This window comes from Azospirillum aestuarii, from assembly GCF_016632405.1.
Lineage (GTDB): Bacteria > Pseudomonadota > Alphaproteobacteria > Azospirillales > Azospirillaceae > Azospirillum > Azospirillum aestuarii.
In genome coordinates, this window is record NZ_JAEPIV010000001.1 from 909,128 (window position 1) to 929,231 (window position 20,104).

The following is a 20,104-nucleotide window of genomic DNA, read 5'->3' on the forward strand; positions in this document are numbered from 1 at the left end:
GGACGGCGCGTCACTTCGCCCCAACGAAGTGGCAATAGGGGAAGGTCAGGAAGTCGAAGCGGCGCACGCGGACCGGCTCGTGCCGGTTCAGCCAGTCGAGCACCGCGTAGTGGGCCATCTGGTCCAGCATCCAATAGACTTCCGCCCCCGCCAGGAAATGCCCGATGTAGGAGCCGAGCAGCGACAGGAAGCGGTCGCCGCCCGGCGTGTTGCCGTAGACGTTGAAGCAGACGGTGATTTCCCGCGATGGCCCGCGGCGGCGCCCGTCGACGAGGAACCCGACGTCGTGGCCCGTCATCTCCGCCTGCAGGGCCCGCAGGTCCTGGGCGACGCGCGCGTCGGTGTCGATCACCATCAATGGGCGGTCCAGCCGGCGCAGCCACTGCAAGGCGCGGAGAAAGCGGGCGGAGGCGTAATAGGTGACGCGCTTGATGTCGGTCCATCCCGCCATGTCCGGCCGGTCCAGCGAGAATCCCACGCTCAGCCGTCCGTCCGTCCGCCAACGGGCCATGGCCTGCTCCGTCTCCGGCGACGGGGCCACCACATGGACGGCGACCGTGGCACCCGGCATCCGCTCCGCCAATGACTCCAGCAGTGCCGGGGCGAACCGGCGGAAATACACGTCGTCGCAGCAGAAGAAGACCGCCGGTTCCCCGACCAGTCCCGGCGCCGGCTCGATGCGCCACTGCAGGGGGGCCATGCGCTCCAGCACCGCTTCGACCGGCGGCAGGGCGCGGAAGAAGGCGTCGTCGGCGCGCAGCATGGTCCACAGGCCCAGTTCATGCTCCCGCGCGACCTCCGCCGCGGTGAAGCGTCGCCGAAAACGTCGGCTCAGCCAGGAGGCGAGGACGAGCCGGTCCCGGCGGTAGACGTGGAAGCCGATGACGGACGCCGCGACCGTGTCCTTGGGATGGCGCCGCAGGCGGACCCAGGCGGCCCGCGCCCCGTCACGGAGCATCGCGTCGGACGCCATGCCCACCTGCACCAGTGTCGCCACCGCGGCGACATGCAGCCAGTCGGCCTCGTCGTCGTCCGGGCGGACGGCGACGGCCCGGCGCAAGGCGCCGATGGCCTCCTCGACCAGCGCACGGTCGACCGCGAAGGGCTTTCCGTCCTGAACACCCATCGCCCCGCTGCGTCCCAGCAGCAGACGCCCCAGCAGGCGGTTGGCTTGGTGGTGGCGGCCATCGCGGTCCAGGGCGGCGCGCGCCATCGCTTCCGCCGCCGCCTCATCGCCGACCGCCACCAGGGCCTCGGCCGCCGCCGTTCGGGTGTCGGCGTCCGCCATCGGGTGGCGCGCCGCGGCGGTCCGCCGCTCCGCCTCGTCCAGCCGCGGCCCCCACTGATCCCGCAACGCCTTCCGGTTACCCGCCGCCCCTGCGTGGCCGGGGGCCAGCGCCAGGGTCCGCCGGTAACCGCGGTCAGCGCCCGCCGCCTTCTCCTGCTGCTTCAACCCATTGCCGAGGTTGAACCAGGAGGCCGCGTGGGCCGGGTCGAGGGCCAGCGCCCGATGCAGGCAGGCGATGGCCTCCGCCCCCTGCCCGGCCAGACGCAGGGCGGCGGCGAGGTTGCTGTAGCCGGCAACGCCGCCGGGCTCCAGCCGCAGGATCGTCCGGAAATGGTCGACGGACTCCGCCGGGCGCCCGGTCTGCACCAGAAGCATCGCCAGCATTTGCAGCGCGCCGCGATTCGCCGGCTCGCGCTCCAGCACGGCGCGGTAGAGCGGCTCCGCCCCCGCATGGTTGCCGGATTTGTGCAGGCGGATCGCGTCGTCGAGGGCTGGTTCCATGGGGCGGAACCATAGACCGGATCGCCCCCGGCGCCAACCGCCGCCGGGGAACGCGCGCCGAAGCGGGCCCGGAAAGCGCTTCGTGCGTTCCAGCGCCCCCTGGAACGCTCTTCCATGACCGGATGCATGGATTATCAACCAATTATTGTGCGTTATGATACAGTTCGGTTCAGGGATGCCCGCAACCGGTTACCTCAGGAATGGTCTGCGAAATGCCTCGGTATGTTCGGACCGGACACGCCTCATCGATCGGCCGCTGTCCTCAAGCGATCCGGTGCAAGGTTGCGTTTGAACTCCGGCCGATCCGATGACCCCCAATCCGGAGACGTCGCTGCGTCCGATTCGGCGTCTGACTTGGCACATGCGACCGCAACGGGTGCGGGGTTGGCTGATCCTTCTGGTCATGGCGGTTGCCGTGCCGCTGGTCCTCTTCTCAGTGTTCCTCCTCATCCGCAACGTCGATGCGCAGGCCCAGCAAACGGAACAGCTCGTGCTCGACCGGACGCGCCTGCTGGCCGAGGATGTGGAACGCGAGGTGAGCCGCCAGATCGCCGCCGCCGAGGTGCTGTCCACGTCGGAAAGCCTGACGACGGATGATCTGTCCGCCTTCTACCGGCAGGCTGCCGGCGTGCGCGACCGCCTGGGCACCAACGTTGTTCTCCGTGATCCGCAAGGCCGGCAACGGGTCAACAGCCGGGTGCCCTGGGGTACGGAGCTGCCGGACAGCACCGTGCTCGAAGCCGACCAACGGGTGATCGACACGGGACGGCCGCAGGTCACCGGGCTCTTCATCGGCGACGTGAGCCAGTCGCCGCTTCTGGCGGTGATCGCCCCGGTGATCCGCGACGGCCAGATCCGCTACCTGCTGAGCCTCACCATCCCTCAGGAACGGCTTCAGGCCATCGTGTCGCCGGAGCGCATCCCGGCGGGCTGGCGGGCCGGGGTGATCGACCAGGACGGCGTCGTCCTCGCCCGGTCGCATCTGAGCGGGCAGCTCGTCGGCAAACGGCTTCCCCCCGCGCTGTGGACCGGCATGCAGGATATGCCGGACGGAATCCACCACGCCGTCAATCTGGAGGGTGTGGAGGCGATCCAGGCCTATAGCCGGTCGCGGAACTTCGGCTGGGTGGTCGCGACCAGCGTCCCCACAAGCCTGGTGGCCACTCCGGCGCGCCACGCCCTCCTGCTCTTCACCGGCGGCGGCCTCGTTCTTCTGCTGATCGGGATCGGGGCGGCGATTTCACTCGGACGGCGCCTCACGCGCTCCGTCTCCCAACTGGCCAGAGCGGCGGAAGCCCTGGGCGCCGGACACCCCGTTCCACCGCCCGACGGTGGCGTGTCCGAGATCGAGGCGGTGGGACGCGCCATCCGCAACGCCGCGGATCTCATCCGGCGGCGCGAGGCGGCGCTGGCGGAAAGCGAGGCCCGCCACCGGGCCATCGTGCAGACCGCGGTGGACGCCATGCTTGTCATCGACGCGACCGGAACGATCGAGAGCTTCAACCCGGCGGCGGAGCGCATCTTCGGCTATGAGGCCCGCGAAGCGGTCGGCCGGAACATCCGCATGCTGATGCCGGAGCCATACCACTCCGCCCATGACGGCTATCTGCAGGCCTACCAGCGCACGGGCGAGAAGAGGATCATCGGCATCGGGCGCGAGGTGGAAGGGCGGCACAAGGACGGATCGATCTTCCCGATCGAATTGGCGGTCACCGAATGGACCGCCGGGGAGCGGCGCTACTTCACCGGGATCGTCCGCAACATCACCGAACGCCGCCGCACCGAGGACGCCCTGCGCGCCTCGAAGTCCGAGGCAGACCGCGCCAACGTCGCGAAATCCAAGTTCCTCGCCGCCGCGAGCCACGACCTGCGGCAGCCGGTCCAGGCGATGATGCTGTTCCAATCCGCCCTGGAGGAACGTCTGGACGGACACCCCGCGTCCCAGCTGCTCGACTCCATGGGGCAGGCCATGGACGGACTGCGCATGCTGCTCGACAGCCTGCTCGACGTGTCCAAGCTGGATGCCGGTCTGATCGTTCCCCAACTGCAGGACCTGCCGATCGGCCCGATCATCGAGCGGTTGGGCGCCGAGTACCATCCCCAGGCGGAGGCCAAGGGGTTGCGGCTGCGCGTGGTCCCCTGCACCCTGACGATCCGCAGCGATCCGGCCCTGCTGATGCGCATCCTGCGCAACTTGGTGGAGAACGCGCTGCGCTACACCGAACGGGGCGGTTTGCTGATCGGCTGCCGGCGGAAGGGAGAGCGCCTGCGCATCGAGGTGATGGACTCCGGCATCGGCATCTCTCCCGACAAGCACGAGGAGATTTTCGAGGAGTTCTTCCAAGTCAGCAACCAGGAGCGTGACCGCAGCAAGGGGCTTGGGCTCGGCCTTGCGGTGGTGCGCCGCCTCGCCCGCCTGCTCGGCCATAAGGTTCAGCTGCGCTCAAGGTTGGGAACCGGCTCCGCCTTCTGCATCGACGTTCCGTTGATCGCCCGCCACGCCATCCGCTCCGATCCGGCGGGCGCCCGGCTGGTGACGGCCGTCGGGCGGGGCATGATCCTGGTGATCGACGACGAACCGTTGATCCGCCACGGCTTGCAGGCGATGCTGGAGGGCTGGGGGTACCGGGTGCTGACGGCGGGCTCCATCGAGGACGCGGTTCAGCACGTCGAAAGCGGGGAATGGCCGAGCGCCATCCTGGCCGACTACCGCCTGCGCGATGGGAAGACCGGGCTGGACGCCATCCGGGCGGTGTGCGATCGGCTGAGGACGCCGGTGCCGGCGACGATCATCACCGGGGACACCGCCCCGGAGCGTCTGGCGGAAGCCCGCGCGGGCGGCCACACCCTGCTGCACAAGCCCATCGCCGCCCACGAGTTGCGCAACGCCGTGGTGGAGATGATGCCCGCGGCGGATTGACCGCCGGTCGGGGTCGCCCGTCCTCTGTATTGCCGGATCAGGGCGCCAGCAGGGCGGCTTCCCCGTCCTCGCCGAACTGGAGCTTGCACAGGCGGGCGTAGGTGCCATTCTGCGCGATCAGGGCGTCGTGGGTGCCCTGCTCCAGGATGCGTCCGCCTTCCATCACGACGATCCGGTCGGCGTTGCGCACGGTGGCCAGCCGGTGGGCGATGACCAGTGTCGTGCGCCCCTGGGTCAGCCGCTCCAGCGCGCCCTGCACCAGCCGCTCGGACTCGCTGTCCAGCGCGCTCGTCGCCTCGTCCAGAAGCAGGATCGGCGCGTCCTTCAGGAAGGCGCGGGCGAGCGCGAGGCGCTGCCGCTCGCCGCCCGACAGCTTCACGCCGCGGTCACCGATCACCGTGTCGTAGCCCTCCGGCAGCCGGGCGACGAAGTCGTGCGCGGCGGCGGCCTTCGCGGCGGCCACGATGTCGTCGAAGGGAGCGTCCAGCCGTCCGAAGGCGATGTTGGCGCGCACGGTGTCGTTGAACAGGACCGTGTCCTGGCTGACCAGCGAGATGACGCCGCGCAGGCTCTTCAGCGTCACCGCCCGCACGTCCTGCCCGTCGATCAGCACCTGCCCGCCGGTCGCGTCGTAGAGGCGCGGGATCAGGTTGAACACGGTGGACTTGCCGGCGCCGCTGCGCCCGACCAGGGCCACCGTCGCCCCCGCCGGAACCTCCAGGTCGATGCCCTTCAGCGTCTCCGTCCCCTCCTCGTAGGCGAAGCGGACGCCGCGCAAGGACACGGCGGCGCGCTCCACCACGAGGGGCTTGGCGCCGGGCTGCTCGGTGATGGTCGGCTTCTCGTCCACCAGCTCGAAGATGCGCTGGGCGGCGGCCAGACCCTCCTGGAGCACGGCGTTCAGCGTGCCGATGGCCCGCACCGGCTGCGCCGCCATCAGAAGCGCGCCGACGAAGCCGGAGAAGGCGCCGACCGAGCCCTCGCCCATCGCCATGCGGTAGCCGGCGAAGGCGATCACCCCGGCCACGGCGGCGCCGCCCAGAACCTCCATCATCGGATCGATGCGCGAGCGGGCGCGGGTCGCCTTCATGGTCAGGGCGAAGTTGTCCTCGAAGGCACGGGCGGCGCGGGCGCGCTCGTAATCCTCCAGGGAGTAGGTCTTGACCATGCGGGCCCCGGCCAGGCTTTCCGTCAGCAGGGCGGTCATGTCACCCATCTGGGCCTGGGTGTCGCGCGACACGCGGCGCAGCCGCTTGCCGATGTTCACGATGGGAATGGCGGCGATCGGGTAGATCAGGAAGACGATCAGCGACAGCACCCAGTCGAGATAGAACATCGACCCGACCAGCGCGATCACCGTCAGGATGTCGCGCACCAGCCCGGTCAGGGTCCGCGACAGGGCGTTGCGGATCAGGTCGACGTCGCTGATGAAGCGGGAGGTCAGCGTGCCGGTGGGAGCCGCGTGAAGCTGGGCGGTGTCGGACCTCAGGAGATGGTCGAACATCGACAGGCGCACGTCGGTGATGATCCGCTGCACGATGTCGGTGGTCACCACCGTCTGGGAGTACATGGACAGCGCCTTGACCGCCGTGACCACGATGATCAGCAGCGGGATGACCAGCAGCATGCCCCGGTCCTGCTCGGAGAACATCGAATAAGCCTGATCGATCAGCAGCGGATAGGCGCCGGTCGCCGCCGCCACCACGGCCATCAGCAGGAAGGACAGCATCAGCTTGCCGGTGTAGGGGCGCACCCATTCCCGCAGCATGCGGCCCATCAGCCGCTCCGTCGCCGCGTCGAGGCGCAGCCGTTCTCCGCTCTTCTTGCTCACGTGCACGTCTTCCTGTAGCGCAATCGCGTTGGCTTAGCCGATGGCGCCGGTGCTTGTCCATCAAGCCTTGTCCATCAGCCTCGTCCTCCGGGACCTTGGTCCGCCGGGCCTTGTCCGCCGGGCCGGAACCGGTCAAGCTTCCTTAACCGGCCGGATGGCACCATACCGACCGGCACGCGCTCCACCCTGTGCAAAGGAGGCGCCATGGCGGCGGACGGCGGAAACGGACAGGGGCCCGGCAATCGCTACGGCCAGCACCATCACCGGCCACGCATCGGTCTGGCCCTGGGCGCCGGTGTGGCGCGCGGCTGGGCGCACATCGGCGTCCTGCGGGCGCTGACGCGCTACGGGATCGAGGCGGACATCGTCTGCGGCAGCTCGGTGGGGGCGCTGGTCGGTGGCCTCCATCTCGCCGGCAAGCTCGACGCGCTGGAGGAGTGGACGCGCGGCCTGACCCGGATGAAGATCGTCGGCTACCTGGACCTGCGGCTGCGCCAGGGGGGCGGCCTGATCGGCGGGGACCGGCTGGTCGCCGAGATGCGCCACCATCTGGGCGACATCCAGATCGAGGAGCTTCCCAGCCCCTTCGCCGCCATCGCCACCGATCTGGTCACCGGGCACGAGGTATGGATGCGCAACGGCCCGCTGGTGGACGCCCTGCGCGCCTCCTTCTCGCTGCCGGGAGTCTTCCCCCCGGTGCGGTTCGAGGGGCGCTGGATGGTCGACGGCGCCCTGGTCAACCCGGTGCCGGTGTCGGCCTGCCGAGCCCTGGGCGCCCAGATGGTCATCGCCGTGAATCTGGCCGCCGACATCATCGGCAAATCGCGGCGCCCCGGCGCCGCCGTACCGACCGCGGCGGGGTTCGATCTCCTGAAGCTGATCGACGAGGAGCCCGAGCCGGATGGGGAGTCCAAGGGCCGCGCCGGCTTCCGCGTGCCCATCGGCGCCCTGAGCCGCCGCATCTTCCGGCGCGATTACGAAGGGCCGAGCCTGTTCGGCGTCATGGTCTCCTCGCTCGGCATCGTCACCGACCGCATCGCGCGGTCCCGTCTGGCGGGCGAGCCGCCGGACGTGCACATCACGCCCCGGCTGGGCCACATCGGCCTGTCGGAATTCGACCGGGCGGACGACTGCATCCGCGAAGGGGAGGCCGCCGTCGAGCGCGTCCTCCCCGACCTGCAGGACGCGCTCCGGGTTTTCGGTTTCTCGTCCCCGGTCTGAGCGGAGTCAGGCGGTCAGGTCGACCGCCGCGCCGCGCCGGTCCTTCTCGCCGGACAGCTGGCGCTTCAGTTCCTCGGCGATCTGCTTTTCGATCGCGGCCCGCTTTTCCGACGGCATGGCCGCAAGGGACTCCTCGTCCAGCTTCATGCGGGCGAGAAGCTGGTCCCGGATGCGTTGGGCCGGCGTCTTCCGCGCCTCCTTGAGGAAGGCGTCGGCGGCGCTGACCCCGCTCGCTTCCTTCTCCGGCTCGGTCTTCTCGTTCCGCGCCGTGAACTTGGCGACGACGCGGGAGACGTCGCTGAAATAGTTGGAGATTTGCATGACGGTTTCTCGTGACCGATGAGCCGGAGATCCGACAAGCAAGTTTTGTGCAACCTTGAATATGGTTGGCAATCAACCGCATAAGTGGGATTTCTGGTGGTGTGGATGTGCCGGGCGGCAAAAATGACCGGCTCATGATCTGCCGGCTTCCGGTTCCGGCCCCTTCCGCTGAGACGACGCATGGACCCCATCACCACCGACCGCCTGATCCTGAGGCCCTTCCGGGAGGGGGACGCGCCCGACCTGCTCGCCTATCTGCGTCACCCCCGGGCAAGCTGCTTCCTCTCGCTCGAACTGGACAACCTCGACGCGGCCGCCGCCGAGGTGGAAACGCGCAGCCGAAGCGACGAGCACATCGCCGTATGCCTGCGAAGCACCGGGCGGGTGATCGGCGACGTGTTCCAGGTGCCCGAGCCGCCGGACACCTATACCGTCGGCTGGAACTTCAACGCGGATTTTGCAGGGGCGGGATACGCCACGGAGGCCGCGCGGGCTCTCTTCGACCATTTGTTCATGGTGAAGCAGGCCCGCCGCCTCTACGCCTATGTCGAGGAGACCAACGTCGCGTCGCAGCGCCTGTGCGAAAGGCTCGGCATGAGGAAGGAAGGGCTGTTCGTCGAGTTCATATCCTTCACAACGGATGGCGAGGGGAAACCCATCTTCGAGAACACGATGCAGTATGCCATCCTGCGGAAGGAATGGCGGGGCTGAAAAAGAGAAAGCGCGCCGCGCCCGGTCGGCGCGACGCGCTTGTCGTCCTTGGCAACGGATCGTGTCCGTCGCGTCCGGTCAGCGATCCAGCGCCGTGCCCAGCGCCGCGCCGCCCAGGCCACCGATGATGGCGCCACGCTTGCCGTCCACCGCGTAGCCGCCAGCGGCGCCAGCGGTGCCGCCCACCACGCCGCCGGTCGAACAGGCCGCGAGCGTCAACAGCGCAATGGCGGTTCCGATCAGGCGCAAACGAGACATGTCCAAACCCTCCTTGTGGTGCTTCTCGCCCCTATAAACAGGCGGGAAGGCAATTTGCTTCCACGACAGCGCAATTCCGTCGGGAAACCACCCTTGGATGAGGACGAAAGAGGGATATCAGGCCCATTTGGGCCACCGTTCAGAACAGAACGCGGGTGCCGACACGCAGCATCGTGCTGTCGGACGGGTCTCCGCCATAGGTCATGGTGCCCAGATCGGCGGTGACGCTGACCTTCGGGGACATGCGGAACCGCAGGCCCGTGGACCAGGCCTCCTGCGGGTCCTCGGCGCCGACCTGCGTGTGGGCCAGCCGCCCCATCACCGTCCAGCCCCGCAGCGGCGTGCCCTGCTCCAGATAGAGGCCGGCGTTGAGCGTCCGCCGCGCGGCGCCGTCGTCGGGCAACTGCTCGCGATAGCCGGCGCCGACCGTCACGCCGGGCAACGTCACCTGTCCGCCGACCACCCAGGACCGGCGGGGCGTGCCGCGGTCCTTGGCGACGGCGGCCTTGCCCGCCCCCGCGGTGAGGCGCAGCCGGGCCTTGCCCAGCCGACCGTCATGCCGCACCACGCCTTCCACCACATGGCGGGCGAGCGGATCGGCCGCTCCCAGTTCCGTGCGGACGGGGGTGTAGCCGAGGCCGATGTTGAAGCCGTGCAGGCGCGGCGAATAATACGTCGCCCGCGCGTCCGGTCCGCCGAAGGCGCCGTCGTTCATGAAAACCGGGTCGGAGAACCATTGGTCGCGCACCGGCGTGGTCGCCACCATCCGGCGCGACGCGCTTTCCGTCTGGCCAACCTCCAGAGCGCCCCAACCGTTGAGGTCGATGGCCTTCTTGTCGAACCGGATCGGCGTGGCACCGCCGCCGGCCGCCGGCCGGTCCAAGCTTGGCAAGGACCCCGCCATCGCCGCCGAGGAAGACAGAACAAGCGTCAGGGCTGCGAGGGGCAGTGCCGGAATACGCCGTATACGAAACATGAAATGCCCCTCACCTGTTGCATTAACCCGGAAGGATTGTAGTCCGTCGCAATGCTGCGTTGCGGGAGACATTTCTGTATTATTTTAGGAACATTGGGAAATTTTGGTCGCTGCGTTGCACTCGCGCCCAAGAATTGCCAAAATCGGCTGTACCACGAAGGCGGCATCATCCCCATCCCGGCGCGAGGACTATGGAGACGGCGAGCACCATCATCCTGATCGGGTCGTCACTGCTGATCGTCAGCATCCTGACCAGCTATCTGGCGCTGCGGATCGGCACGCCGCTGCTGCTGATCTTCCTCGGCGTCGGCTTGGTGGCTGGGATCGACGGCGTCGGAGGCATCAGCTTCAACGATGCGGACAGCGCGTTCCTGATCGGTTCCATCGCGCTCGCCGTGATCCTCTTCGAAAGTGGCCTGGACACCAAGCTGTCGAGCTATCGCGCCGCCGCGTGGCCGGCGCTCAGCCTCGCTACCTTCGGGGTCGCCATCACCTCCGGAGTCATCGGCGTCGCCGCGCATTTTCTGCTGGGCCTTCCCTGGATCGAATCCTTCCTGGTCGGCGCGGCGGTCAGTTCCACCGACGCGGCGGCGGTGTTCTTCCTGCTGCGGGTCGGCGGCATCACCATCCGCGACCGCGTGCGCTCGACGCTGGAGATCGAGTCCGGCAGCAACGACCCGACGGCCATCCTGCTGACCGCCATGCTGGTGGAGGCGGCTCTGCACGGCTGGGGCACGCCGCTGGAACTGGTCGGCTTCCTGGTCAAGCAGATCGCCGGCGGAGCGGTCCTGGGCGTCCTGGGCGGGGCCGGTCTGGCCGCCTTCATCAACAACGCCCGCCTCGACCCCGGCCTGAACCCGGTGGTTACCCTGGCCTTCGCCCTGTTCCTGTTCGCCGGCACGAACGAGCTGGGGGGCAGCGGCTTCCTCGCCGTCTACGCCGCCGGCCTCGTCGCGGGCAACGTGAAGCTGCGCGGGGCGCTGGGCCTGCGGCAGTTCCACTCGGGCCTGACCTGGCTCAGCCAGATCGTCATGTTCGTCATGCTCGGCCTGTTCGCCACCCCGCATGATTTCGGGGCGATCGCCCTGCCCGCCCTGGCCCTGGCCGTCCTGCTGATTTTGCTGGCGCGCCCGCTGGCGGTGTGGCTGTGCCTGCTGCCCTTCCGCTTCTCGGCCAACGAGAAGACCTTCATGGCCTGGGTCGGGCTGCGCGGCGCGGTGTCGATGCTGCTGGCGCTGGTGCCGATCCTGGGCCAGCTGCCAGGCGGGCAGGTGATCTTCAACACGGCCTTCCTGGTGGTGATCGTGTCGCTGGCGGTGCAGGGCTGGACCATCGGGCCGATGGCGCGCTGGCTGAAGCTGATCGTCCCGCCGCGGCGCGGCCCGGTCGAGCGGTTCGAGCTGGAACTGCCCGGCGAGGCCGACCAGGAGATGGTCGCCTACACCGTCCATCCCAAGAGCCCCGCCGCCCGCGGCCAGCGCACGCCGCGCTTCGCCCGCCCCTCCCTGGTCATCCGCGACGGCCGCGTGGTGCCGCTGCACAAGGCGCGGACGCTCCAGGCCGGGGACATGGTCTATCTGTTCACCCCGCCCAGCCAGTTGCCGCTGATCGACAAGCTGTTCGCCGAGAGCCGCCCGCTGGACCAGGACGACCGCGCCTTCTACGGCGATCTGGCGCTGAATCCCGACGCCACGGTGGAGCAGATCGCCGAGATGTACGGCCTGCCCCTGTCGCTGGCCAACGCCCAGCGGTCCTTGCGCGACCTGCTGCGCAACGAGTTCGGCGGCAGTTGCGAGTTGGGCGACCGGATGCGGATGGGCGGCGTGGAGCTGATCGTCCGCGACATGCAGGACGGGCAGATCACGTCGGTCGGGCTCGCTCTGGAGCCCTCGGCGATCGACAAGCCGCGCGTGCCGCTGTTCCAGGGGCCGGAACGGTTCTGGCAGACCATCGAATCCTGGTGGTCGAAACGCTCCTTCCGCCGCTGGCAGCGCCGGGAAACCCGCCGCGAGCGCCTGCCCGCCCGCGCCATCGAGGCGCCCACCTTGGCCGGGAAGGAACCGGAACGGCTGGAGGGATGAGCCCCTTGCGGCCACTCCCCAGGACGGTCAGGCCATCGCGGGCTGCTGGGCTCGGATCATCGCCGCGAAGGCGTCGGGGCCGACGGGGCGGCCGAACAGGTAGCCCTGGAGCAGATCGCAGCCGACGGACACCAGGAAGTCGCGCTGCTCCTCCGTCTCGACCCCTTCGGCCACCGTGACGAGGCCGAGGCCGTGCGCCATGCCGACCGCGGCGCGGACCAGCGCCCCGTTCTTCAGGTTGTCCGGGATGTCCGCCATGAAGGCGCGGTCGATCTTCAGCTTCGACACCGGAAGCTGCTGCACGTAGCTGAGCGACGAGTAGCCCGACCCGAAATCGTCGATGGCCACCTGAACGTCGATGGCCTCCAGCTCCGTCAAGGTCTGCACGGCGGCCTTCAGATCGCGCACCGCCGCCTGCTCGGTGATCTCCAGCCCCAGCCGCCCGCGCAACTCCGGGTGGCGGCCCAGCAGCTCCTCAAGACGGGCGCTGAGGTTGCCGCGCAGGAACTGCGGACCGGAAATGTTGATGAAGATCTGATTGGGCAGGGTGCCCGCCGGCTCCCACGCCGCCATCTGCTCGACGACGGCGTTCAGAACCCAGTCGGTGATGGGGACGATCAGGCCGCTTTCCTCGGCGACCGGGATGAACTCGCAGGGAGAGACCGGCCCCAGCGTGTGCTGGTTCCAGCGCAGCAGCGCCTCCGCCCCGACGATCCGGCCGGACCGGGCCTCGACGATGGGCTGGTAGGCCATGTGCAGCTCGTTCCGCTCAATGGCGTGGGCGAGATGCATGGTCAGGAACATGCGCCGGGTCGCCGCCGCGGCCATCTCCGGGGTGTAGAAGCAGACGGTGTTGCCGCCGTTGTGCTGGGCGGCCTGGAGCGCCAGCTTGGCCTTGGCGTTCAGCTCCTCCAGCGTGTGGATGTCGGCGTCCTGCACCGCGGCGCCGATGGACAGCCGCAGCCGCACCCAATGGCGATCGGCGTAGATGGAGGCGGTCAGCCGGTCATGCAGCAGATCGGCCAGGGTTTCCGCCTGCTCCGCGCTCTCGACGCGGGACAGGGCGGCGAACTCGTCGGCGGCGATGCGGCAGACGTAGGTCTGCTGCGGCAGCACCTCCGTCACGCGGCTGACCATCGCCTTCAGCGCGGCGTCGCCGACATGGAAGCCGAACGCCTCGTTGATGTCGCTGAACTGGTCGACGTCGAGCGCGTAGAGCGCGAACAGGCCCCCTTCCTGGCCAGGAAAGGGCGCGGCGAGCACCGCCTCGCACTCCTCCAGGAAAGCGGTGCGGGTCAGGACGCCGGTCAGCGGGTCGTGCCGGGCCAGATAGGTCGCTTTCTGCTCCGCCGCCAGCCGCTCGGAGATGTCGCGGATGATGCCGACGAACACGACATCGCGCGCCAAGCGGGCTTGGCCGACGCTGAGATGAATCGGGAACACCGCGCCGTCCTTGCGCCGTCCCAGCGCGTCGCGCCCGATGCCGATGATCTTGGCGCGATCCGTCTCCAGATAGCTGCCGATGTACTTGTCATGATCGCGGGAGAAGGGCGGCGGCATCAGGACGGAGACGTTCCGCCCGATCAGTTCCTCCTCGTCATAGCCGAACAGGTCGCGGCAGGACCGGTTGACCGTGCGGATGATGCCATGACGGTCCGCCACCACCACGCCATCCACCGCCGCGTCGAGCAGGGTGGTCACAAAGGGGTCGCGGCGCAGGACGAAATCGGCGATGCGGGCCGGGTCGGTTACATCCTGGAACAGCCCGAGGAAGCCTTGCCCGCCGTCGCCGGTGCGATGGGGCAGGACGCAGCCGGTCAGCACGCCGCGTCCGCCGTCCGCGTGCTCGACCTCGCAATCGACCGGAGCGGCCTCCCCGGTTTGTCCGGAGCGGTCCAGTGCCTGCACGACGGCGCGCGCCAGCGGATGGTCCAGTTCGGCCAGAAGTTGCCCCACCAGGGCTTCGGGCGACGTCCCCAACACGGCGGCGAAGAGCGGGTTCGCCAACAGGCAGCGCCGCCCGGCGTCGGCGTAGACCAGCGCGAAGGACGCTTGGTGCATGAGGCTTTCGGCCAGCGACGCCAAAAACGCCGAGGTCGTCGGCATTGCCGGTGCCGACGGGCTGTCAGGCCCCTGATGCTCTGCCGGAGACACGTTGGACAAAACCGTACCCGCTCGCCAAGGCGCCCCCGAGGCTCGACACGAGGCCCGATACCCAGGGGTGCACAGAAACCGAGTTGTCATTATGACGGCTTGCGGAGCATTTTCCAACAAATTGCGGCGAAATCACAACATCTGTTGCATCCACAGCTCCCCGTACCACAACCCTGGGCAGGAGAACGCCGTCCCGTCTCATCCGGAGGAACGGTGCCGAAATCAGTTACCAACCTCCCAGGAACTACGCCTTTCGATATACACCATGGCGGCGTGGGAGGCAACAAGCCCCCCTTTATGCCGCTGCGGCGAGTTCCCGCACCCGCTGGGACAGCTTCTGGAAGGCGCGTTCCTCGATCTGGCGGATGCGTTCGCGGCTGACGCCGTAAACGGCGGCCAGATCCTCCAGCGTCTTGGGCGACGGGCTGAGGCGGCGGGCGGTCAGGATGTCGCGCTCGCGCTCCTTCAGCACCGCCATAGCATCGCGCAGCATGGCGCTGCGGTGCATCGCCTCGTCGCGCTCCAGCAGGCTATCCTCGGCGTTCGGGCGCTCGTCGGGCAGGAAGTCCTGCATCTCCGCCGTCCCCTCCCCGGCGGAGAGCGGCGCGTTCAGCGAGGCCACAGGTTGGACGAAGCGGCGGTTCACCGCCACCACGTCGCTTTCCGGCACGTCGAGTTCCTGGGCGATGCGGGACACGCTTTCCGGCTTCAGGTCGCCGTTGCCGAACTCGCCCAGCTTGCGCTTCAGGCGGGACAGGCCGAAAAAGAGCTTCTTCTGCGCGCCGGTGGTGCCCAGCTTCACGAGGCTCCAGGAGCGCAGGATGTATTCCTGAATGGATGCCTTGATCCACCACATCGCGTAGGTGGACAGGCGGAAGCCGCGGTCCGGCTCGAACTTTCGGACGGCGGTCATCAGGCCGATGTTGCCCTCGCCGACCAGGTCGGTCATCGGCAGGCCGTAGCCACGGAAGCCGGTGGCGATCTTGATGACCAGACGCAGGTGGCTGGTCACCAGCTTGCGGGCCGCCTCCATGTCGCCATGCTGGCGCCATGCGGTGGCCAACACATACTCCTCCTCCGCGCCCAGAACGGGGAAGCGGTGGACCTGCTCGATGTAGCGGGACAGCGACTCGCCGGCAAACGGCGTGGTCAGTGCCAATGCGGTGCTCATGTCACATCCTCTTGAAAGCGATATGACCCAATCCGCCGGTCCCCGTGATGGGCGGCCGGCACCCTCTCTGTGAAGGCATCAACAGTTTACGCGGACGGCACGCCAAGTCAACGCCGTGCGGCCGCGCGTGGCGGGTGCCTTGACATGGATGCATGGCGGCCCCCGCTCATAAACGGGGCGTAAACCAGCCCACCCCTGTTCAGGATAGTCTGCAAGCCGATCAAGCCCGCTGTCCTGGCGTCCGAAGTGCTCGCGGTGCAGGGCACCGGCTGATGGGCTCCGGCTGGAGGACCTTGGCTGGGCGGCGTATGGCTTCCTTGCGGTTGCATCGGAACGGGGCTTGCCTCACCCTGCCCTCGCAGACCCGCCTCTCTTCCTTGGGAAGCCCGCATGATCCGCGCCGCCATCGCCACCCTCCTGTCCGCAAGCCTCGTCGCGGGCGCGCTGGGCTTCGCCGGCCCCGCGGCGGCGGAGGCACCGGCCTTCGGGTTGCCGATCGCGTGCCGGATCGGGGAAACCTGCTTCATCCAGAACTACGTCGATGAGGACGCCGGCCCCGGCTGGCGCGACCATGCCTGCGGCCGGCTGAGCTACGACGGCCATGACGGAACGGACTTCCGCCTGCCCGACTACACGGCGATGGACAAGGGCGTCGCCGTGCTGGCCGCCGCGGCGGGCACCGTCCTGCGGGTGCGCGACGGCATGGAGGACGTGAACGTCAACGTCATCGGGCGTGACACCGTCATGAAGGTCGGGGGCGGCAACGCCGTCATCATCGAGCATGGCGACGGCTGGCAGACCGCCTACCTGCACATGAAGCGCGGCAGCGTCGCGGTCACTCCCGGCCAGCGGGTGGAGGCCGGGCAACGGCTGGGCGAGGTCGGGCTGTCGGGACTGACCGAGTTCCCCCATCTGCATTTCGGCGTGCGCCACAACGGCGCGGTCGTCGACCCCTTCGTCGGCCAGCAGCCCTTCACCGCCTGCGGCCAGCCCATGACGCCGTTGTGGAACGCCGCCACGGCCAAGGCGCTGGCCTACCGTCCGACCGCCGGCCTCAACGCCGGCTTCGCCACCAGCCGCGTTCCGGAGGCCGAGCCGGCCCGCCACGGCGAGTTCGCCGCGGAGGCGCTGACGCCGGACTCGCCCCTGCTGGTGCTATGGTCCGACATCATGGGCGTCCGCGACGGCGACACCCAGCGAATCCGCATCCTCGACGGCGATGGCCGCACCCTGTTCGACAACAGCAAGGGCATCTCCGGGGACAAGGCCGTCTGGTTCGCCTACCAAGGGCTGAAGCGGCCGGCGGCCGGATGGCCGAAGGGGCCCTACAAGGGCATCGTGACGCTGACCCGCGCCGGCAAAACGGTGGTCACGCTGGAACGCCGGTTGGACGTCCGCTGAGGCCCGGCCGTCCCATCACTGGGCGGAGCCTGCCTTCATGTGGTCGGGGACGCTCTGGGTCAGCAACGTGGTCAGCCAGCGGAAGTTCGGCGCGCTCTCGGCCTGGAGCGCGCTCTGCACCACCTGCATGGCCTCCTGGGCGTTGGGCGCCTGCATGTCGGGCGTGTGGCTTTCGGCGGCCTGGCCGCCCGATGCCTCGTCCGCTCCGCTCTGTGCAAAGACGCTGACGGCGCCGACTCCCAGCCGGTGGGCGATCGCGGAACTTCCCGTGACCGGACCCGCCGCAGAGGACGCCATCAGGCCAGTCGCACCGTCCTCGCCGCCGACGCCGTTCAACTGCTCCAGCATCGCGGCGAACTGGCCGGCGAGCTCCCCGGCCTGCCGGGGCGCACCCGTGCCTTTGCGCTCCAGAAGCTCTTCAGCCCGGATGCGCATCAACTGGGAGGCGTCGGCGTTGGCCGGTATCGACATGGCGCGTGGACCCTGCGGCGTTCGGCTACCGGATCACGGCAAGCAAAGGACGGGCCATCACGAGAAGGGGGCGGAGCGTCGGGCCATGAGCCAAACCTTCAGCCCATGCACCCGGCAAAAATTTCCGCCCCACCCGGCAGGAATGACCGACCACGCGGCAAAAACCGACCCGGCCGAGCCTTGGCCGAACCTCAGTCCCGGAAGTTCAAGTATTGCAGCGGCTGCTCGATCTTCAGCCCGCGCACCAGGGTGATGGCCTCCTGGAGGTCGTCGCGCTTCTTGCCGGTGACGCGCAGCTCGTCGCCCTGGATGGAGACCTGGACCTTCATCTTCGCGTCCTTGATCGCCTTGACAATGGTCTTGCCGAGGTCCTGGGCGATGCCCTGCTTGACGGTGATGACCTGACGCAGCGCATCGCCCGCCGCCCGTTCCGGCGGCTTGGAATAGTCCAGGGCACCGGCGTCGAGCTTGCGTCGGGTGACATAGACCCGCAGCAGCTCCTGCATCTGCTCCAGCTTGGGGGCGTCGTCGGCCAGCAGGGTGATGTCGTTCTCGGTGCGCTCCACGGTGCAGCGCGAGCCCTTGAAGTCGAAGCGGGTTTCGATCTCGCGGCGCATGCCGTTCAGCGCGTTGTCGATTTCGTGGATGTCGGTCTTGGACACGATGTCGAAGGACGGCATGGAACTCTCTTTGCTCGGGCGGACGGAATCGCGGAACCGTAGACGAGCCCGCCCCCCGCCTTCAAGGGGCCTGCACGCAGCACGCGATGGAAATCGGCCCGTCGGGTTTCAGGTCGGTTGGCCGGGGTGCTGGAACTCGATCCCCGGATTGCCGCCCGGCCCCCCGTTGCCGGGAGCGTTCTCATAGGGCTTGTCCGGCATCTTCGGCTGCGGCTGCGCGTAGAATCGCGGTTCCCGGTCGTCCCAGGACCGCTCGAAGGGCAGCCGCATCATCGGGTTGGTGCCGTTGCGCTGGGCCTCGCGCTGGGCTTCCTGCAACTGCTCCGCCATGCGGCGGTCCCAGGGCAGGCGGTAGAGGTTGGGCGCCTGCTCCCAGAGAAGGGTGAGATAGATCGCTTCGTTCTCCACCAGCGTGGCGCTCAGAACCTTCGCCTCGCGGACGTTGGACCCCATCCATTCCAGCGTGACCGGCTTCGCCCGGCCCAGCAGCGCCGCCGGCGCGGCGTAGGCCGCCGGCAGCAGCAGGGCGAACAGCAGCAGGATCACCACGCGCGCCATCCGGTTGCGCGTCCAGCGCAGCGCCGACAGGACGAGCAGCAAGGTGACGACGGCGACGAAGCCGAAAATGACGGTCAGGCTTTCCATGGCGCACTCTCGATCCGACGGGTCAATTTTTCGCCGAGCGCAGCGGCTTGAACACGGCGTTCAAGGACCCCGCCACCAGTTCGCCCCGTTCGCTCAGGTTGAAGCGGAAGGCGGTGATCTCCTGCCCTTCGTGGTCCAGCCGGACGCGCGTGGCGGCGACGGTGGCGGCCCCCGATTCATGCTCCGCCTTGACGCGGGCGACCACCCGGACCCAGATGGGAAACACATTCTCAAGATTGCGGAACATATGCACGTTGACGGTGTATTCCCCCGGAGGAATACCGCGGGAATAGGAGGTTTCGAAATTGATCTCGGTGGGATCGGCGTAGGCGCCCAGATCGTCGCGCAGCAGGTTGAAGATCAGCCCCGACTTGTTCGAATAGCCGACCGGCACGTCGCCCGGTGCCTGCACCCACAGATCGACGTCGCTGCGCAGCTTGTCGTCCCAGCGCGCCTCGATGATGACGTTTCCCGGCGGTTCCATGCCCGCCGCGGCGGACGAGGAGGACTCGTTCTGCTGGTTGGCCTCGGTCTTCTTCGCCTCGTTGATGAAGGGGACCGCCAGCACCGCGCAGGCCACGAAGCCGCACAGCAGCAGCGTCAGCAGATCCCGCGCGACGAGCACACCGGTTTGGTCCTCGCCCAGGAAATCGTTCATGGTGTGGCCTCACCGCGCAGGGCGCCATAGGGAGCCGCTTGCGGCGCGGTGAAGTCCGGCGCCCCGGTCCGCGGAGCAAGTCGCGAACGGGCATGGGCCTCGTCCATGATCAGCGCGCACAGCGAGGCCGTAGCCCCGCGCAGGAGTTGCAGGTTGCAGGTGGTCCACAGGCACAGGGCGCCGCCGAGCATCGTGGCGTAGATCGCCACGCCAAGCCCGCTCGCCAGCGTGGTCACCATGGCGCCGGCCGACGCGGCATTGCCCACCATGTCCGGGGTGATGTTCGCGGCAAACAGGCTGAAGCCCCAGGCCGTTCCGATCAGGCCGAGCATGCCGAGCGCGTTGGCAATGTGCTGAAGATGCGAGATCCGGGAGAACAGGCGGATTTCCAGGGCGCGCTCGCTCTCGACCTTCATCAGCCGCCCGCCGCCGAGCTTGGCCAGGTCCAGTTCCCCACCGATCTTCCACACCCGATAGGCTGACATCACCAGGCCGACCAGGAAGACGATCCCGATGATCGCGGTCGCCACGGCGATGTGCCCGGTCAGAACCCGGTCCAGCCACCCCTGCGCATACAGGACGAAGACGAACGCTGAAATGGTCAGGTTGAAGGCAACGAATTTCGCCTTGAGAAGCCACTGTTCTTCCATGGTTCTGACCCTGTGAGGGTTGCGTGTGTCTCCGGATCGTCATGCTCAGGCGGCGATGGCGCACAACGGCGGCGCCGCGGAGAGCCGGGCGGCGATGGTGGGATCGGGAGAGCGGGGGACGGATTCGCGGCAACACGCGCGGACCCAAACGCTGGCAGCCCAGGCG

At 68.5% G+C, this 20,104-nt stretch carries 17 protein-coding genes; 5 read left to right on the top strand and 12 right to left on the bottom strand.

From position 1 onward, the window contains the following. Window positions 1-10 precede the first annotated feature (10 nt). Window positions 11-1,789 carry a tetratricopeptide repeat protein gene (locus tag JJL56_RS04185; protein WP_200484256.1) on the bottom strand — a complete coding sequence of 593 codons (1,779 nt, stop codon included), beginning with the start codon at window positions 1,787-1,789 and terminating at the stop codon, window positions 11-13. A gap of 361 nt (window positions 1,790-2,150) precedes the next feature. Here JJL56_RS04185 and JJL56_RS04190 point away from each other — a divergent pair, with 361 nt between their 5' ends. Further along, on the top strand, window positions 2,151-4,709 hold the full coding sequence (locus JJL56_RS04190; protein ID WP_247890399.1) for a hybrid sensor histidine kinase/response regulator: 2,559 nt from the start codon (window positions 2,151-2,153) through the stop codon (window positions 4,707-4,709). 37 nt (window positions 4,710-4,746) lie between these two features. Here JJL56_RS04190 and JJL56_RS04195 read toward each other — a convergent pair whose 3' ends face one another. After that, on the bottom strand, window positions 4,747-6,540 hold the full coding sequence (locus JJL56_RS04195; protein ID WP_200484258.1) for an ABC transporter transmembrane domain-containing protein: 1,794 nt from the start codon (window positions 6,538-6,540) through the stop codon (window positions 4,747-4,749). Between the two features lie 204 nt (window positions 6,541-6,744). Between JJL56_RS04195 and JJL56_RS04200 the strand changes: the two genes are divergently transcribed. Further along, window positions 6,745-7,761 (top strand): patatin-like phospholipase family protein, encoded by a 1,017-nt coding sequence (locus JJL56_RS04200; RefSeq protein ID WP_200484259.1) that lies wholly within the window; start codon window positions 6,745-6,747, stop codon window positions 7,759-7,761. Between the two features lie 6 nt (window positions 7,762-7,767). Here JJL56_RS04200 and JJL56_RS04205 read toward each other — a convergent pair whose 3' ends face one another. Next, window positions 7,768-8,082 (bottom strand): hypothetical protein, encoded by a 315-nt coding sequence (locus JJL56_RS04205; RefSeq protein WP_145623449.1) that lies wholly within the window; start codon window positions 8,080-8,082, stop codon window positions 7,768-7,770. A gap of 180 nt (window positions 8,083-8,262) precedes the next feature. On the opposite strand from JJL56_RS04205, the gene JJL56_RS04210 reads away from it, so the two are divergent. After that, window positions 8,263-8,793, top strand: coding sequence for a GNAT family N-acetyltransferase (locus JJL56_RS04210; RefSeq protein ID WP_200484260.1), 531 nt, complete (start codon window positions 8,263-8,265; stop codon window positions 8,791-8,793). A 78-nt stretch (window positions 8,794-8,871) separates the two neighbouring features. On the opposite strand, the gene JJL56_RS04215 is transcribed toward JJL56_RS04210, so the two are convergent. Beyond that, a complete protein-coding gene (locus JJL56_RS04215) occupies window positions 8,872-9,051 on the bottom strand; it encodes a hypothetical protein (protein WP_014198692.1) in 180 nt (59 codons plus the stop codon). A gap of 139 nt (window positions 9,052-9,190) precedes the next feature. Next, the gene (locus JJL56_RS04220) at window positions 9,191-9,943 is read right to left on the bottom strand and encodes a porin (RefSeq protein WP_247890919.1); all 753 of its coding nucleotides are present in this window, start codon (window positions 9,941-9,943) and stop codon (window positions 9,191-9,193) included. A 275-nt stretch (window positions 9,944-10,218) separates the two neighbouring features. Here JJL56_RS04220 and JJL56_RS04225 point away from each other — a divergent pair, with 275 nt between their 5' ends. Continuing rightward, window positions 10,219-12,108: a potassium/proton antiporter gene (locus JJL56_RS04225; protein WP_145623446.1), complete on the top strand. Its 1,890-nt coding sequence runs from the start codon at window positions 10,219-10,221 to the stop codon at window positions 12,106-12,108. 27 nt (window positions 12,109-12,135) lie between these two features. Here JJL56_RS04225 and JJL56_RS04230 read toward each other — a convergent pair whose 3' ends face one another. Next, entirely contained in the window at window positions 12,136-14,169 is a 2,034-nt protein-coding gene (locus JJL56_RS04230; protein WP_247890920.1) for a putative bifunctional diguanylate cyclase/phosphodiesterase, read from the bottom strand. Window positions 14,170-14,557: 388 nt separating this feature from the next. Then, window positions 14,558-15,433 carry an RNA polymerase sigma factor RpoH gene (rpoH, locus tag JJL56_RS04235; protein ID WP_145623444.1) on the bottom strand — a complete coding sequence of 292 codons (876 nt, stop codon included), beginning with the start codon at window positions 15,431-15,433 and terminating at the stop codon, window positions 14,558-14,560. Between the two features lie 390 nt (window positions 15,434-15,823). Between rpoH and JJL56_RS04240 the strand changes: the two genes are divergently transcribed. Further along, window positions 15,824-16,834: a M23 family metallopeptidase gene (locus JJL56_RS04240; protein WP_145623443.1), complete on the top strand. Its 1,011-nt coding sequence runs from the start codon at window positions 15,824-15,826 to the stop codon at window positions 16,832-16,834. A gap of 15 nt (window positions 16,835-16,849) precedes the next feature. On the opposite strand, the gene JJL56_RS04245 is transcribed toward JJL56_RS04240, so the two are convergent. From JJL56_RS04245 to JJL56_RS04265, 5 genes are all read right to left on the bottom strand, one after another. Beyond that, the gene (locus JJL56_RS04245; protein WP_145623442.1) at window positions 16,850-17,305 is read right to left on the bottom strand and encodes a hypothetical protein; all 456 of its coding nucleotides are present in this window, start codon (window positions 17,303-17,305) and stop codon (window positions 16,850-16,852) included. Window positions 17,306-17,496: 191 nt separating this feature from the next. Further along, window positions 17,497-17,985: a YajQ family cyclic di-GMP-binding protein gene (locus JJL56_RS04250; RefSeq protein WP_145623441.1), complete on the bottom strand. Its 489-nt coding sequence runs from the start codon at window positions 17,983-17,985 to the stop codon at window positions 17,497-17,499. A 108-nt stretch (window positions 17,986-18,093) separates the two neighbouring features. Continuing rightward, window positions 18,094-18,630 carry a hypothetical protein gene (locus JJL56_RS04255; protein WP_035679071.1) on the bottom strand — a complete coding sequence of 179 codons (537 nt, stop codon included), beginning with the start codon at window positions 18,628-18,630 and terminating at the stop codon, window positions 18,094-18,096. Between the two features lie 22 nt (window positions 18,631-18,652). Next, complete coding sequence (locus JJL56_RS04260) at window positions 18,653-19,288, bottom strand: hypothetical protein (RefSeq protein WP_145623440.1); 636 nt, start codon at window positions 19,286-19,288, stop codon at window positions 18,653-18,655. Further along, entirely contained in the window at window positions 19,285-19,938 is a 654-nt protein-coding gene (locus JJL56_RS04265) for a MotA/TolQ/ExbB proton channel family protein (protein ID WP_200484263.1), read from the bottom strand. Before JJL56_RS04265 ends, JJL56_RS04260 begins: the two co-directional genes overlap by 4 nt. Between the last annotated feature and the right edge of the window lie 166 nt (window positions 19,939-20,104).